Annotated in this window: 12 protein-coding genes and 1 tRNA gene; 9 read left to right on the top strand and 4 right to left on the bottom strand. The window is 55.8% G+C overall.

Going from position 1 to position 14,499, the window contains the following annotated elements; genetic code table 11:
- Positions 1–142 precede the first annotated feature (142 nt).
- The 4 genes from ACYU7Q_RS03515 (at position 143) to ACYU7Q_RS03500 (ending at position 3,778) form a co-directional block, all read left to right on the top strand.
- Entirely contained in the window at positions 143–697 is a 555-nt protein-coding gene (locus tag ACYU7Q_RS03515; RefSeq protein ID WP_460608044.1) for a YqgE/AlgH family protein, read from the top strand.
- 90 nt (positions 698–787) lie between these two features.
- Entirely contained in the window at positions 788–3,259 is a 2,472-nt protein-coding gene (locus ACYU7Q_RS03510) for a DUF349 domain-containing protein (protein ID WP_460608043.1), read from the top strand.
- A gap of 122 nt (positions 3,260–3,381) precedes the next feature.
- Positions 3,382–3,454, top strand: a tRNA-Thr gene (locus tag ACYU7Q_RS03505).
- Positions 3,455–3,580: 126 nt separating this feature from the next.
- Entirely contained in the window at positions 3,581–3,778 is a 198-nt protein-coding gene (locus ACYU7Q_RS03500) for a hypothetical protein (RefSeq protein WP_460608042.1), read from the top strand.
- A 100-nt stretch (positions 3,779–3,878) separates the two neighbouring features.
- Here the strand turns inward: ACYU7Q_RS03500 and ACYU7Q_RS03495 are convergent, their stop codons facing one another.
- Entirely contained in the window at positions 3,879–4,703 is an 825-nt protein-coding gene (locus ACYU7Q_RS03495; RefSeq protein ID WP_460608041.1) for a phosphatase PAP2 family protein, read from the bottom strand.
- A 322-nt stretch (positions 4,704–5,025) separates the two neighbouring features.
- Here ACYU7Q_RS03495 and ACYU7Q_RS03490 point away from each other — a divergent pair, with 322 nt between their 5' ends.
- The 5 genes from ACYU7Q_RS03490 (at position 5,026) to ACYU7Q_RS03470 (ending at position 12,197) form a co-directional block, all read left to right on the top strand.
- The gene (locus tag ACYU7Q_RS03490) at positions 5,026–5,673 is read left to right on the top strand and encodes an HD domain-containing protein (protein ID WP_460608040.1); all 648 of its coding nucleotides are present in this window, start codon (positions 5,026–5,028) and stop codon (positions 5,671–5,673) included.
- 49 nt (positions 5,674–5,722) lie between these two features.
- Positions 5,723–5,971 (top strand): hypothetical protein, encoded by a 249-nt coding sequence (locus ACYU7Q_RS03485; RefSeq protein WP_460608039.1) that lies wholly within the window; start codon positions 5,723–5,725, stop codon positions 5,969–5,971.
- Positions 5,972–6,196: 225 nt separating this feature from the next.
- The gene (gene gyrA, locus ACYU7Q_RS03480) at positions 6,197–8,842 is read left to right on the top strand and encodes a DNA gyrase subunit A (protein WP_460608038.1); all 2,646 of its coding nucleotides are present in this window, start codon (positions 6,197–6,199) and stop codon (positions 8,840–8,842) included.
- A gap of 185 nt (positions 8,843–9,027) precedes the next feature.
- Positions 9,028–10,185 (top strand): tetratricopeptide repeat protein, encoded by a 1,158-nt coding sequence (locus ACYU7Q_RS03475; protein ID WP_460608037.1) that lies wholly within the window; start codon positions 9,028–9,030, stop codon positions 10,183–10,185.
- Positions 10,186–11,153: 968 nt separating this feature from the next.
- Positions 11,154–12,197 carry a hypothetical protein gene (locus ACYU7Q_RS03470; protein WP_460608036.1) on the top strand — a complete coding sequence of 348 codons (1,044 nt, stop codon included), beginning with the start codon at positions 11,154–11,156 and terminating at the stop codon, positions 12,195–12,197.
- 79 nt (positions 12,198–12,276) lie between these two features.
- On the opposite strand, the gene hisIE is transcribed toward ACYU7Q_RS03470, so the two are convergent.
- The 3 genes from hisIE to ACYU7Q_RS03455 are packed head-to-tail and all read right to left on the bottom strand — an operon-like array spanning position 12,277 to position 14,485.
- Entirely contained in the window at positions 12,277–12,945 is a 669-nt protein-coding gene (gene hisIE / locus ACYU7Q_RS03465) for a bifunctional phosphoribosyl-AMP cyclohydrolase/phosphoribosyl-ATP diphosphatase HisIE (protein WP_460608035.1), read from the bottom strand.
- A gap of 28 nt (positions 12,946–12,973) precedes the next feature.
- Positions 12,974–13,729 (bottom strand): imidazole glycerol phosphate synthase subunit HisF, encoded by a 756-nt coding sequence (gene hisF / locus ACYU7Q_RS03460; RefSeq protein WP_460608034.1) that lies wholly within the window; start codon positions 13,727–13,729, stop codon positions 12,974–12,976.
- A gap of 39 nt (positions 13,730–13,768) precedes the next feature.
- Entirely contained in the window at positions 13,769–14,485 is a 717-nt protein-coding gene (locus ACYU7Q_RS03455) for a 1-(5-phosphoribosyl)-5-[(5-phosphoribosylamino)methylideneamino]imidazole-4-carboxamide isomerase (RefSeq protein ID WP_460608033.1), read from the bottom strand.
- Positions 14,486–14,499: the final 14 nt, after the last annotated feature.

The following is a 14,499-nucleotide window of genomic DNA, read 5'->3' as shown; positions in this document are numbered from 1 at the left end:
TCTTACTTATTCCGCCAGTGCGGTTGCCGGGGCATTGCGGGCGCAAGATACGACCCCGCGCAAGGCAGGGTGGCCCGTACCCGCTCATCGGCTGCCAGCTGCTCCAACTCCTTTATTCCTCATTCTTCAAATACACCCGATAATGCGGCCCGGTACTCTGCTCATCTCCAAGCCCTTTCTGGGCGACCCCAACTTCGAGCGCAGCGTGATTCTGCTCTGCCGCGACGAGCCCACCGACGGCTCCTTTGGCCTCGTGCTGAACCGCGTCACCAGCCTCGTGCTCGACGACGTACTCGACCTGCCGCCCGAAGCCACAGCCGCCGCTATGGTTCCCATCTACGTGGGCGGCCCCGTCGAGCCCAATACCCTGCACTACCTGCACCGCCGGGCCGACCTGCCCGGGGCCACTGACCTGGGCCAGGGCGTGTACTGGGGCGGCGATTTTGAAATCCTGCTCGGGTTGCTCGGCAGCGGAGCCGTTGTGGCCGACGATGTGCGGCTGTTTGCCGGATACTCGGGGTGGTCGGCGGGCCAGCTGGCGGTCGAAATGCAGGGGCAGAGTTGGATACGTCACCCCGCAAGCGCCGGGAAAGTGTTTACTTTGGCATCTGATGCGTTCTGGCGGGAAATTCTGCGGGAAAAAGGCGGCAAGTTTAAAGTGCTGGCCAATTATCCCGTCGACCCCCGCCTGAACTAATGCAGATTTTGTCCGGACTTTTGTTTTATTCCCACTTTTTTTTGCTCTCTCCTCTGGCCCCATGTTCCGGGCTGGCTTTTACGAAGATTTATGGCTGCTGAAGAAAACCCCACTGCTCCGCTCGCGGGCGGCAACGACCCGGCCAGCGAGGACCGGATGACCATTTTGCAACGCCGTCTGGCCGAAATTCAGAGTAAATCGGCTTCGGCTGCCCCCGCGGCCGATGTTGCTGCACCCTCGGCTACGCCCACGCCCAACGCGGCCGGCGAAACCCAGGTAGAGCTGTCCGCCCAGGGCACGCCGGATTTGGCCGCCGGGCAGCCCGATGGTGCCGGCACTGCCGAAGCGCCCGCTGCCGCCGTAATCGCTACCGATTTAGGCCCAACTGCTCCCGCACCCGGTACTCCCGAGGCTGTCGCTGCCGCCGAAACCGCCCAGCACGTTCCCGATTCGGTAACGGTTGATGGCAGCGATGTGTCGGCTCCGCAAGCGCGCGCCATTGCGCACTACGGCGAAGAAATGGCCACGACGCCCAATCCCGATGCCCTGCCCGCTGCCGAGCACATCGACAGCGCCACGCCCGCGCCCATTGCCGACCCCGAAACGCTCAGTGGCCCGAACACGGCCGCTACCGTCGAAAACCAATCGGCCGAATTGCCCACCGTGGAACTGCACGATGCCCCGGAACTGGAAACGGCCCAGGAGCCGCTGGCTACGCTGCCCACCTCGTCGGGAACGCCCCTGGACGCCGCTCCGGCCGATGTAGCCGCCATTGAAGCCGGCGAAGAAGCTACGGGTGTGGAAAGCGAAGACGCTGCCGAAACCGTTGCGCCCGATTTCACGGCGCTCGACCTGCCCGCCCAGGCCAATTACCTGGTGGGCCTGTTGCGCAGCCCCAATGCTGGCAAAAACCGCAAGCAGATTTCGGACCTCACCCGCCAGTACGAAACCAACGTGGGCCTCGCCCGCACCGCCGCCCGCGAGAAATTCGCCGCCGGCGGCGAAGGTGCCGAAGCCTTTGCTTTCCAGCAGCCCGAGGGCCAGCAGGAGCTCAACAAAGCCCTGCAGGAATTCCGCGAAAGCCGCGCCAAGGATGCCAAAGCCGAGGACGCCAGCCGTGGCGACAATCTCATCAAGAAAAAAGCCCTGCTCGACCAGCTCCGCGCGCTGGTGGACGCCGCCGAAACCAAAGACAGCTCGGGCAAGCTGAAAGCCCTGCAAGCCGAGTGGAAAGCCACCGGTGCCGTGCCCCAGGCCGATAGCCAGGGCATCTGGGACACCTACCACGGCCTGCTCGATATCTATTACAGCAAGCAGGGCCAGTTCCTGCAGATGAAGGACCTGGACCGCCGCCGCAACCAGGAGGCCAAAGAGGCCCTCATCAAGCGCGCCGAAGCCCTCGGCTCGGCCCCCGGCATCAACAAGGCCCTCGATGAGCTCACCAAGCTGCACGAAGACTGGAAGAACATCGGCCCCGTGCCCAACGACCAGCGCGAGCCGCTGTGGCAGCGTTTCATCGCCGCTTCGGATGTGCTGCACCAGCGCCGTAAGGAGTTCGTGGACCAGCGCTCGACCGTGGAAAAAGCTAACCTCGTGGTAAAGCAGGCCCTGCTGGAGCGCGTGCTGCCCTTCGCCTCCTTCGACACCGACCGCGTGAACCTGTGGCGCTCGAAAACCGACGAGCTACAGGAAATCAAAACCGAGTGGGAAGCCGCCGGCCTCGTGCCCCGCGCCCAGGCCGATGCCCTGAACAAGCAGTACTGGGCCGCCTACAAGGCCTTCTTTAACCGCAAGAACGACTTCTTCAAGTCGCTTGACAACGAGAAGTCGGCCAACGTGAAAGCCAAGCAGGCCCTCATCGACCAAGCCGAAGAAGCCGCCAACAACCCCGATGCCGACGCCGCCCGTCAGGTTATCATCCGGGTACAGAAGGAGTGGAAGGACGTGGGCCGCGTGCCTGATAAGCTCGCCGACAAGCTCTGGCACCGCTTCCGCGCCGCCTGCGACGCCGTGTTTGAGCGCCCCAAGCAGGAAGCCCGCTCCCGCGAGGAGAGAGTGCAGCAGTCGTCAGTGGAGCAAACCGCGCACCTCGATAAAATCGCGGAGCAGGTAAATGCCCTCACCGCCGATGCTCCGGGCTCGCTGGAAGGCTTCCGGGCCATCCTGGCTGACTGGGCTGCCGAGTTCGATGCCAACGACGAGCATCCGAACCGTGGCACTGCCGACCGTAGCGAGGAGCAACTGCTTTCCCTGCTGGGTAAGTACCTCGACCATGTGCCCGGCCTGAGCTACGCCGACCGCGCCGACCTGTTGTTCCAGACCGAAATCGCACGTCTCAAAGCCCGTCCGCAGGCTCAGCAGCAGCTCACGCGCAAGGAAATGGCCCTGCGTAAGGAAATCAACGAGCTGGAAAACGACCACGCCACGTTGCAAACCAACCTCGATTTCTTTGCCCGCTCCAAGAATGCGTCCCAGCTCCGCGAGGAATACCAGGGCCGCATCGCCGAAGGCCAGAAACGCATCGAGGCGTTGAAGAAGCAGTTGCGAGTGATTCGCAGCTAATTAGCGCTTCGAAACACAGTGAAGCGGGCCAGCATCTAGTATGCTGGCCCGCTTTTTTTTAGTAAATGTGGCCCGATTGCTGGGAAAGCGGCGTCGGCTGTTTACTTTTGCACCACCAACCCGCCGCCTTAGCTCAGTTGGTAGAGCTTCTGACTTGTAATCAGAGGGTCGTTGGTTCGAGTCCGACAGGCGGCTCATACATGGCAAAAGCCCGTTGTAATCCTCGGATTGCAATGGGCTTTTTGCTGGACTATTTCCGGTCGATTTCGCCGTTTCAAGCGAAAGAACGGCCGTACCCCAGATACTTTCCGTAGACAGGCTATGGAACCGAATCAATTGCCCCCAAATTCAGAAGTGCAGGAAACTGCCGACGACCATTTGCTCGAAGACCTGGCTGCTGCCACCAGTCTGTTCAACCCCGCCCAATTATGGCAACGGGAAGTCGAACTGGAGGCCCTGGACGAGCAGGATGCAGCTGACACCACGGGCACGGTTAGCTCCGAAACCCCGGTAACCTAGCTTTACCAAAATGCACTCCAACGCAAATCGGGCCGCCCGCATCAAATGATGCGGGCGGCCCGATTTGCGATTATACTGTAACAGGAGGGATTTCCTGCCACTATTTCGGTCGCCAGGTGAAGCATAGGCCCGTGCCGCCCGCCGGCGTCCACATGGGCATGAAGCTTGTGTCGCCGATGCCGCGGCCGGTGGGCTTGTGGCCCCAGCGGTTGCGGTGGGTCAGATAGGCCACGTGCGCCGAGAGAATCCCGAAGCCCGCGCCGGCTACCACGTCCGACTCCCAGTGCTTGTTGTTTATCATGCGGAACGCGGCCACGCTCGTGGCCAGCGTGTAGGCCCCGATGCCGTACCACTGGCTCTTGTCCCGAAACTCGGTGTGCACAATGCTGGCCGCCAGAAACGCCTGCGCCGTGTGCCCCGACGGAAACGACAGCTTGTCCGAGCCATCGGGCCGCTCGATGCCGGTCAGCGTTTTCACCACGTACACCGAGGAAAGCATAATCAGCTCACTTTTTACGATAACCAGGCCAAGGTTTAGCCGGTCGTTGTGCGATTCTACCCCGGCCAGCAGCACCACTGGAATTTCCAGGTAGGGTGCCCATTGCAGGTAGTCGTCGATGTGGTTGCGATAGTCTCCAAAGGCATTGCGAATGTCCTTTTTTGCATCATAGGAGCTATAAAAGCCGTTGCCGTGGATGGTGCTGACCCCGTAGCCAATCAGTACCGCCGGTACGATGCTGGCCCGAAACCCTTTGCTTTTGAAGAACGGCTTTTTGACTGGCGAAGACACCCCACCGGGGTTCTGGTACTTGTGGGTGGTATCGGCCGGCGCGGGGGTGGCCAGGGGCACCTGCGCGGCCGCGAGCCGCGGGGCCGATGCCAGCGGCAGGAGCAGGGCCAGCGAAAGAAAACAGCGGGAAATCATAGAAATGAACTTTAAGAAGGCGAAGAAACGGCCGTATGGTGTAAGTGTGGTGAAAGGCGCCCGTATTGTCTCTGTCTAAAACGGAAGTTGCGCCCGCTGCGGTGGCATTCTTGCAACTATTAGCTTGTACGTGGGTTGCTGGCGTAAATGAACCGGTTGATTCTGATTTGTTTCGGTATTCGGTAGCGAAGAAATTGGCCCTGATGCACCGCGGAATTGTTTTTCTAATGTTTGGCCAGAGCCTGTAGGCACAGAATAAGCCCGTACTTTTGCCCGGCTCTTAGGCGGCCGTTTTTCGACTCTTATCCTATTTTCAGTTCCCTTGGACGTAATTGCCACCACCGCCCGCTTTATCGAAGACAAGTTTGCCAACGAAGGCAGTGGGCACGACTGGGCGCATATTCGCCGCGTCTGGCTCATGGCCCGCCGTCTGGCCGCCGCTCATCCCGAAGCCGATGCGACGGTAACCGAGCTGGCCGCTCTGCTCCACGACATTGCCGACTGGAAATTTCACGGCGGCGACTACGAAGCCGGCCCCCGTGCCGCTCGCGCCTGGCTGCTCAGCCAAGAGGTGCCCGAAGCAGCCATTGCCCGCGTCGAAACTGTCATCCGGGAGGTTTCCTTCAAAGGATTGGGCGTGGCCACGCCGGTTTCGTCCATCGAGGCGGCCTTGGTGCAGGATGCCGACCGCCTGGATGCGATTGGAGCCATTGGTATTGCGCGGGCGTTTGCCTACGGCGGCCACGCCGGCCGGCCGCTGCACGACCCCGCCATTGCGCCCGTAGCGCACGACAGCTTCGCCAGCTATCAGAAAAACACGGCCCCCACGCTCAATCACTTCTACGAAAAGCTTTTCCATCTCAAAGACCGGCTGAATACGGACGGTGCCCGTGCCGTTGCCGAAAAACGCCACGCTTTCATGGAAGCCTACGTGGCCCGCTTTCTGGCCGAATGGGACGGCGAAGACTAAAGCGCGCAATCCGGCGTTTGGTCCGGTATTGGCCTGCGCCGCCTGTCGTATGCGTTACCTTTACGCCATGAAGCTGTTTTTTCGCTCGTTGTTTTGCCTGTTGCTGGTGGCCGTGGCCAGTTGCCGCACTTGTCCCATCGAATCCTGCCATACGCGCAAGGTGCACATGCACAGTGGGGTAAAGTACCGGGGCCAGCCGCTCTGGAAAAAGCAGAACCCCGCCATCGGCGAGAAAATCAAAGTCTACAATTCCAAGCCCGCCAAGCACGACAACGACCGTAGTAAGTCCATCCGGTAGGCTGGTTTCGGCAGTAGGAGGGAAGGTGCTGATTTAGTGGTTTTGCTGGTTTTTCATTCAGAACACCATCCGCTTTGAATCCGTCCGATTTTAGCCCGAAAAAGGCCGCAGCGCTTGCCGTTGCGGCCTTTTTAGTGTATCTTCGCACGCATATAAAGAACCATTCACCCTGCGGCTGAAAACCACCTTATTTGGGTTTTTTCAAGCCGCCTATCAACCCCCTCAATGGCGGAAGGCGAAAAAATCATTCCGATTAACATCGAAGACGAGATGCGGGGCGCCTACATCGATTACTCGATGTCGGTTATCATCTCCCGGGCCCTGCCCGATGTGCGCGACGGCTTGAAGCCCGTGCACCGCCGCGTGCTCTACGGCATGAGCGAGCTGGGCGTGGGCTACAACAAATCCTACAAAAAATCTGCCCGTATCGTGGGCGAGGTGCTGGGTAAATACCACCCGCACGGCGACTCCTCGGTGTACGACACCATGGTGCGCATGGCCCAGGACTGGAGCCTGCGCTACCCGCTGGTAGACGGCCAGGGCAACTTTGGCTCCGTCGATGGTGACTCGCCGGCTGCCATGCGTTACACCGAGGCCCGCCTCAAGCGCATTGCCGACGAAATGCTCGGCGACCTGGACAAAGACACGGTTGACTTCCAGCCCAACTTCGACGACTCGCTCGAAGAGCCCAGCGTATTGCCCGCCAAATTCCCCAACCTGCTGGTAAACGGCACGTCGGGCATTGCCGTGGGCATGGCCACCAACATGGCGCCGCATAACATGACGGAGGTCGTGAGCGGCATCATCGCCTACCTCGACAACCCCGACATCACGGTGGCCGAGCTCATGCAGCACGTCACCGCACCCGATTTCCCGACTGGGGGCATCATCTACGGCTATGAGGGCGTGAAGCAGGCCTTCGAAACCGGCCGGGGCCGCGTGGTGATGCGTGCCAAAGCCACGTTCGAAACCACCAAAACCGGCAAAGAGCAAATCGTCGTCACCGAAATTCCCTACATGGTGAACAAGGCGTCGATGATTGAAAAGACCGCCGCGCTCATCAACGACAAGAAGATTGAGGGCATTTCGGACATGCGCGACGAGTCGGACCGCGACGGTATGCGCATCGTCTACGACCTCAAGCGCGACGCCATGCCCAGCGTGGTGCTCAACAACCTTTACAAGTACACCCAGCTGCAAAGCTCCTTCGGTGTCAACAACGTGTGCCTGGTCAAAGGCCGCCCAATGACGCTGAACCTGCAGCAGCTCATTCAGTACTTCGTCGAGCACCGCGCCGAGGTCATCGTGCGCCGCACGCGCTACGAGCTGGCCGAAGCCCAGAAGCGAGCCCACATCCTCGAAGGTCTGCTCATTGCCCTCGACCATTTGGACGAGGTAATCGCCCTCATCCGCGGCTCGCGCGACCCCGAGGTGGCCCGTGGCCAGCTCATCTCGCGTTTCGCGCTGAGCGAAGTGCAGGCCCGTGCCATTCTGGACATGCGTCTGCAGCGCCTCACTGGCCTGGAGCGCGACAAAATAGTGGCCGAGTACAACGAGTTGATGAAGCTCATCGACTACCTGAAGTCGGTGCTCGAATCGGAAGTATTGCAGCGCGGCATTATCAAAACCGAGCTCGAAGATATCCGGGAGCGGTACGGCGATGCCCGCCGCACGGAAATCAACTACATCGGTGGTGATTTCTCGACCGAGGACATGATTGCCGACGAGGCCATGGTTATCACCATTTCCCGCGAAGGCTATATCAAGCGCACCAACCTCGACGAGTACCGGGCCCAGGGGCGTGGCGGCGCGGGTTCGCGCGGGGCCATCTCCAAAAAGGACGACTTCACGGAGCACCTCTTCATAGCCACCACCCACGAGTACCTGCTGTTCTTCACCGAGCTCGGCCGGGTATTCTGGCTGAAAGTATATGAAGTGCCGGAAGGAGGGAAGGCGACCAAAGGTCTGCCCCTGCAGAACCTCATCGAAATTCCACGCGAGGATAAAGTCCGTTCTGTACTCAATGTACGCGGCCTGAAAGACCCGGATTATCTGGAAAACACCTTCCTGATGTTCTGTACCGAGCAAGGCACGGTGAAGAAAACCCCGCTCGAAGCGTATTCGCGTCCCCGTACTGCCGGCATCAACGCCATTACCATCAACGAGGGCGACCGGATTTTGGACGTGCAACTACTCGCGCCCAATGCCGAAGTCATCCTAGCTTCGCGCACGGGGCGTGCCGTACGATTCAACGAGAGCGAGGCCCGCTCGATGGGCCGCGCCGCCGCTGGTGTGCGGGGCATTCGCCTAGAAGATGTGCCCGGCAATCGGGTGGTGGGCATGGTGTGCGTATCCGACCCCACACAGGAATTGCTGGTAGTGAGCGAAAACGGTTTTGGCAAGCGCAGCCAACTCGAGGAATACCGCGTTACCAAGCGCGGCGGCAAGGGCGTTCGGGCCATGAAAATTACCGAGAAAACCGGTAATCTCGTGGCCATCAAGGATGTTAACGACTCTGACGACCTGATGATTATCAATAAGTCGGGTATCACCATCCGCTTGCGCATGAGTGATTTGCGTACGATTGGCCGCGCCACCCAAGGTGTCCGGCTGATTAAAATCAGTGCCAATGACGAAATTTCTTCGGTAGCCAAAGTGGCTGCTGAAGAAAAGGAGGAAGAAACAGAAGTTGTACTGCTCGCCACTGGGGAAGAAGGCAGTGCGCAAGTTGCTGCTATTGCTAATGAATCTGGTAATGAAACATTTGCCGAAGATGCCGATGAGCCTGATGAAACCGACGATGAGTTGGAAGAAGACAGCGATGACGATGCAGATTTAGAGGATGAACCAGAATCCGATGACTTGGCATAATTGCTGAAGTAGGAGCGGGGCGGTCCATTTGGGTCGCCCCGTTTATTTTTGACGAACCCAAGGCCGGCAACCACCGTTTCCGGGTGAGGGTTTTGTCCCAATATTCACTATTTTTCATTTTCCCCGTCGTTATCAAACCGGGTGATTTTCACTCAGTCCCTGAATTTCGGCATATTCCCGAACTCATGAAGAAGACATTTCTGACGATTGCCGTCGCCGTGGCCCTGGCCGGTGGGTTGCCCTCGCTGGGTTACGCCCAAACTTCAGCCGTCACCAACGCCATTCTGAACCAGCGCTCCGGGCTGTTGGACAAAGCCCGTACGGACATTGACAAAGCCATTGTGAATGAGAAAACCATGGGCAAAGCCAAAACCTGGTATACCCGTGGTGAAATTTACCAAGGCATGCTGGAAAGCCCTATTTACAGCAAGCAATTGCAGCCTGGTGAAGGGGTTCAAAAAGCATATGAGTCTTATAATAAGACCGTTGAGCTTGATACGAAAGACGGTGAGTTCGGTAAGCAAGCCGTTGCCAAAATGGATGGCCTCTATGGTCGGGCGTTTAATGATGCTGTGAATAGCTACAATGCTAAGGACTACGACAAAGCCATTGAGAGCTATAAGTTAGCCTCGAAGATTAAGCCGCAGGATACCACCGCCGTGCTGTACTCGGCCTATGCCTCGGAGGCTAAGCAGGATTATGCTGGTGCTAAAGCCAGTTACAACCAGTTGCTTGGTATGAACTATAAGTCGGTAACGTTGTACTCGCGCTTGCTCCAAATGGCAAAGCAGCAAAACGATAATGCGGAAGCTGCAAAAGTGCTGCAGCAGGCTCTTGCTGCGTACCCGACGAATAAGGCCTTCATGTTGGAGGACTTGAACATGTCGCTCGCGAGTGGTAAGGGCGAGGATGCGCTGGCTAAAATCAACAAGTCTATTATTGCTGACCCAAGCAACTCTAATCTTTACGCAGTACGCGGGTCGATGTACGACCAGCAAAAGAAGACCGACTTGGCCCTTGCAGACTACAAGAAAGCGGTCGAGCTTGACCCGAATAACTTTGATGCGCAGTTTAACCTCGGCGTATATAACTACAACAAGGCTGCTGATGCCTACACCAAGGCCAGTAAGATGGATCTGAAAACATACCAAGCCTCGGGAAAGAAGTTTGAAGCTGAAGGTAAAAAGTATTTCGAAGCCTCGGTTCCTTACTTTGAGAAAGCCTTGCAGTTGCAGCCTGATGACCGCAACACGCTTACTTCTCTCCAGAAAGTATATTTCCGTTTGGGTCGTACTGCTGATTCCGAAAGGCTTAATGCAAAACTGCAAAGCCTGAAGAAGTAGGGGACTAGTGTTGAGTAAGTAAAAGGCCCGCTTTAGGCGGGCCTTTTTTATTGAATCCGGTTATATTTACAAGTCAAATTTAACATAATATAAATTATAGGACATAAATCTCATTGCTGAGAAGCTGTTAATGTAGTGGTGTTTAAAGCCAGTTCCCAGGCTTTGAAAGTTATCAGGTGTGGGCATTTTATGGTCTCCATTTAATGCGAGTCAACAACTCCTTATCCTTGCAATTATAGTACTTGGGACTTCATTTGGTAGTTCATTACACAGAGGTCGATTTTGAAGTTTCTTTTTTGTTGCGCCATGGTAGCCACAATATAATTGAACGCCTGTGGTATGGTCTGGGGTACGTTATTGATTGCTGGTGGTGTGTTTTGTGCTATCTTTTTCTGCTAATTCTTTACATGTCTGATTATGGCTGAGTGTAGTTAGTTCTTTAAGGACAGTAAAGGGAGGCTTTATAATAAGATAAAAAAAAGTATAAAAATTGGCATTTTTATATGCTTATTAATACTATATCTTTACATGTCTGATTATGGCTGAGTGTAGTTAGTTCTTTAAGGACAGTAAAGGGAGGCTTTATAATAAGATAAAAAAAAGTATAAAAATTGGCATTTTTATATGCTTATTAATACTATATTAATTAAAGATGAGCAGTACTCCCCTATTTAGCCTAACTTGCAGTATAAACTATTGGTAAGTAGGACTAAGATGCCTAAAATAGTTTCTGAAGCATTCTGCGGCTTAAGTTTCTGCAGATACTGATGAAACTAAGTCAAAAAAAAGTCGTAGGGATTCAAAGACACATATACTATAAAGACACATATACTATTTAGCAATCTAGCTTTACTGATAACGCAACCCACTAATACCAAAGTCTATAAAAGTATATATTTTCTTAGTGATTTATACTTTTATAGACTTTTATTTAAAACTCAACCTCACCTCTCGCCTATTAATGCATTATGCCAAAACTCATAGACTACCCCCGAACGAGCTATACCGGTGCATGGGAACTAGCTGAAATAACCGATGATACAGGCGGTAAATGCACAATAGAAACAGCTGCCCGGAAACTGAACAGAAAAGTAAGCGGCTCATTTAAAGCAATTATTGGCTCGGCAGTAAAGTTTGGGCTTATAACAAGCAAACGGGAACTGCTCACGACCACCACGCTATTCAAAAGGATTAAGCATGCTTATGATAAGCAGGAAGAGTTAGCTTTTCACCGGGAAGCATTTCTTACTCCGCCCCTGTTCACACAAATTTGCCGGAAGTTCCGGTCCCGTGAACTCCCCGTCCAAATGCTCGATGTAATGCTAATACGCGAGTTTGGCGTCGAGGAAATCAACGCACAGGGCGTAGCAAAGGCATTCGTAGATGGATGCAGAATGGTCGGATTAATGGATGAGCACAACACTATTGCCGATATCGACGCGTTAAATGCCGGCCAAGCAGCAAGACGACAACTAGCCAGCCCAGTGCCGAGAGTCAACTCATTCAAACCTGAGAGTGAGGTTTTGGGAAGTATTATCGCTTCGGAATCAACACGAGCGACAGATAACGCAGTCAACCCTGGAATCAATGGCTTGAATGAATCCCCGACAGCAGAGCATGAGCTAATCACACCTCTGGACTTGGCCAGAAATAATACCGCTGTGCCAATTGCCAAAATAGCCGAGACACCAAGTAGGGATACTGATGCCATTGCCAGCTTATTTGGCTTCGCAACGCATCATCCACCAGCAAGCGAACAAAAGAAGGACTTTACTCAGAATGCACACGCAGAACGAGATATTGCTAGTACACAGAAAGTACCCGATGTAAATGCGGATACTCAACCTGAACTACAACATATCGCGCCACCACCTCCCTCGTCTGCGAAACCGGGTTATCAGATTCAAATCAGTGGCCCTGGAGTTAGTACCGAACTCGCAATTACTGAGGAAGAAGATATTACACTCGCAATTGCCTTACTGGAGAAAATTCGTAGGCAGCTGAAAGGCTAACAAATATGTGAAAATATCCTTGTAAGCTATGGGAAGCAACCGAAAAGGCGCACTGTGGCTTACAAGGATATTTTCACAATTAGCGCTCCGATAAATGACGAGTATTGGGAAGCCGGTGGCGTTCCTGTAATACATCGATTACCTGTGCGGTGGTGACACCCGTGGCTTCTAATAGCACCAGCAGATGATATAGCAAGTCGGCAACTTCGCCCGGAAGTGTGGCATGACTACCAGCAACAGCATCTATTACCGTTTCAACGGCTTCTTCGCCCACTTTTTGCGCGATTTTGGGAATGCCCTTGTTGAATAATGAAACGGTATAGGAAGTCGGGGCTCTCTCTGGAAATCGGTGACGCTCGGCAATAAGGCGTTCGAGACTGGCCAGAAAGCCAATGGGTGCTGCAGGCGCCACGGTTTCATCGGCTTGCACGAAGCAGCTGATAGTGCCCCGATGACAGGTTGGGCCCGCGGGAAGTGCCCGTATAAGCACGGTATCCGCGTCACAATCGATGTGCGTGCTCACCACGGTGAGAAAATTACCGCTTGATTCGCCTTTGGTCCAAAGCCGGTTTTTCGACCTTGAGAAAAACGTGACCCGTCCCTCCTGCTGCGTTTTGGCCCAAGCCTCGGCATTAACATACCCCAGCATCAGGACTTGTCCGGTATCGGCATCCTGGATAATTGCCGGGGCTAAGCCTGTGGTTTCATCGAACCGAAGGCCATTAGAGGGATTGGAATCAGGAGTCATCTTGGAAGGGAAAACAATAAATACAGAATTACAGGCGTACGGCAACACCCGCCGCATGCAGGTACTGTTTTAGCGCGGGCAGAGCGGTTTCATTGAAGTGGAAAATACTGGCGGCCAAGGCCGCGTCTGCCCCACCTGCTTCAAAAACAGCCGTAAAATCAGCGGGCTGGCCAGCGCCACCGGACGCGATTACGGGCACGGAAACAGCGTCGCAGACCGCACGGGTCAGTTCCAGGGCAAAACCGGCTTTGGTACCGTCGTGGCTCATGGAGGTTAACAAGAGCTCACCGGCCCCCAAATCGGCCGCCAGCCGGCACCAATCGACGGCTTGCCTGCCGGTGGGCATCGTGCCCGCCCGCGTCATGACCTGCCATTCGCCTTCCACCAGGCGGGCATCAACGGCTACGACGACGCATTGGGAGCCGAAACGCCGGGCCAAATCCGAAATAAAAGCCGGCCTAGCCAAAGCGGCGGAGTTGATAGAGACCTTATCGGCTCCACTGAGGAGCAGCGCTTCTACATCGGCTACGGTGCTGATGCCACCGCCCACGGTGAAGGGAATATCCAAAACGCGGGCGACATCACGCACCAGGTCCGTGAGCGGCTGCCGGCGCTGGTTGGTCGCGGTGATGTCGAGGAATACCAGCTCGTCGGCCCCCTCGTGGGCATACCGAGCGGCCAACGCCACCGGGTCGCCGGCATCGCGCAGGCCTTCAAATTGAATGCCCTTCACGGTGCGGCCGTCGCGCACGTCCAGGCAAGGAATAAGTCTTTTCTTAATCACAATGGTAGCCGTTTAAGAAGTGCCGAACACCTGAATTTACTACAGGAATCGCTGCAAATCGCCCAAAGCAATGGTGCCTTCGTAAAGCGCCTTGCCGATGATGGCCCCGTGCATACCGGCCTCTACCAGTAGCTCCAGGTCGCCGATTGTGGTGACGCCACCGCTGGCAATAAAGCGGGCCGCAGGAAACTTCTGCACCAGCAAGCGGTAAGTTGGCAAGGACGGCCCTTGGAGCAAGCCGTCTTTGCTCACGTCAGTGCAAATGAAAGTGGTAGCGCCAGCAGCCATGTAATCGGCAATAAAACCGGCCAACGTCAGCTCACTTTGGTCGGCCCACGCATTGATGACAATATGATTGCCTTTGTAGTCAGCTCCCAGGAAGATAGTATCAGGCCCGTGCTGCGCCAGCCAGGCCTGCACCGTGGCGGGCTCGCGCACGGCCAGGCTGCCGGCGGTAGCGTGGGAAGCACCGGCGGCCAGCACCTGCGCCAGAGCAGCATCGTTTTGAATGCCGCCACCGGCATCAATGCCGAGATTGGTTTGGCGAGCAATGGCTTCCAATACGGCCAGATTAACCGGATGGCCGGCGCGGGCCCCGTCGAGGTCGACCAGATGCAGGCGGCGCAATCCCGCATCGGCAAAACGCTGGGCGACGGCTACAGGGTCGGCATCGTAGGTGGTTTGGCGAGCAAAATCGCCGGCGCTCAGCCGCACGCACTGGCCATTAATAAGGTCGATAGCAGGAATAATATCCACTGAGGATTGGGATT

Source organism: Hymenobacter terrigena, from assembly GCF_054776515.1.
Note: the sequence above shows the minus strand (reverse complement) of the source record. Positions and strands in the feature narration are given on the sequence as shown.

Excerpts from the sequence above, each read along its gene's own strand:
- ACYU7Q_RS03515 (WP_460608044.1), top strand. The coding sequence starts at position 143 with ATGCGGCCCGGTACTCTGCTCATCTCCAAGCCCTTTCTGGGCGACCCC.
- ACYU7Q_RS03510 (WP_460608043.1), top strand. The coding sequence starts at position 788 with ATGGCTGCTGAAGAAAACCCCACTGCTCCGCTCGCGGGCGGCAACGAC.
- ACYU7Q_RS03500 (WP_460608042.1), top strand. The coding sequence starts at position 3,581 with ATGGAACCGAATCAATTGCCCCCAAATTCAGAAGTGCAGGAAACTGCC.
- ACYU7Q_RS03495 (WP_460608041.1), bottom strand. The coding sequence starts at position 4,703 with ATGATTTCCCGCTGTTTTCTTTCGCTGGCCCTGCTCCTGCCGCTGGCA.
- ACYU7Q_RS03485 (WP_460608039.1), top strand. The coding sequence starts at position 5,723 with ATGCGTTACCTTTACGCCATGAAGCTGTTTTTTCGCTCGTTGTTTTGC.
- gyrA (WP_460608038.1), top strand. The coding sequence starts at position 6,197 with ATGGCGGAAGGCGAAAAAATCATTCCGATTAACATCGAAGACGAGATG.
- ACYU7Q_RS03475 (WP_460608037.1), top strand. The coding sequence starts at position 9,028 with ATGAAGAAGACATTTCTGACGATTGCCGTCGCCGTGGCCCTGGCCGGT.
- ACYU7Q_RS03470 (WP_460608036.1), top strand. The coding sequence starts at position 11,154 with ATGCCAAAACTCATAGACTACCCCCGAACGAGCTATACCGGTGCATGG.
- hisIE (WP_460608035.1), bottom strand. The coding sequence starts at position 12,945 with ATGACTCCTGATTCCAATCCCTCTAATGGCCTTCGGTTCGATGAAACC.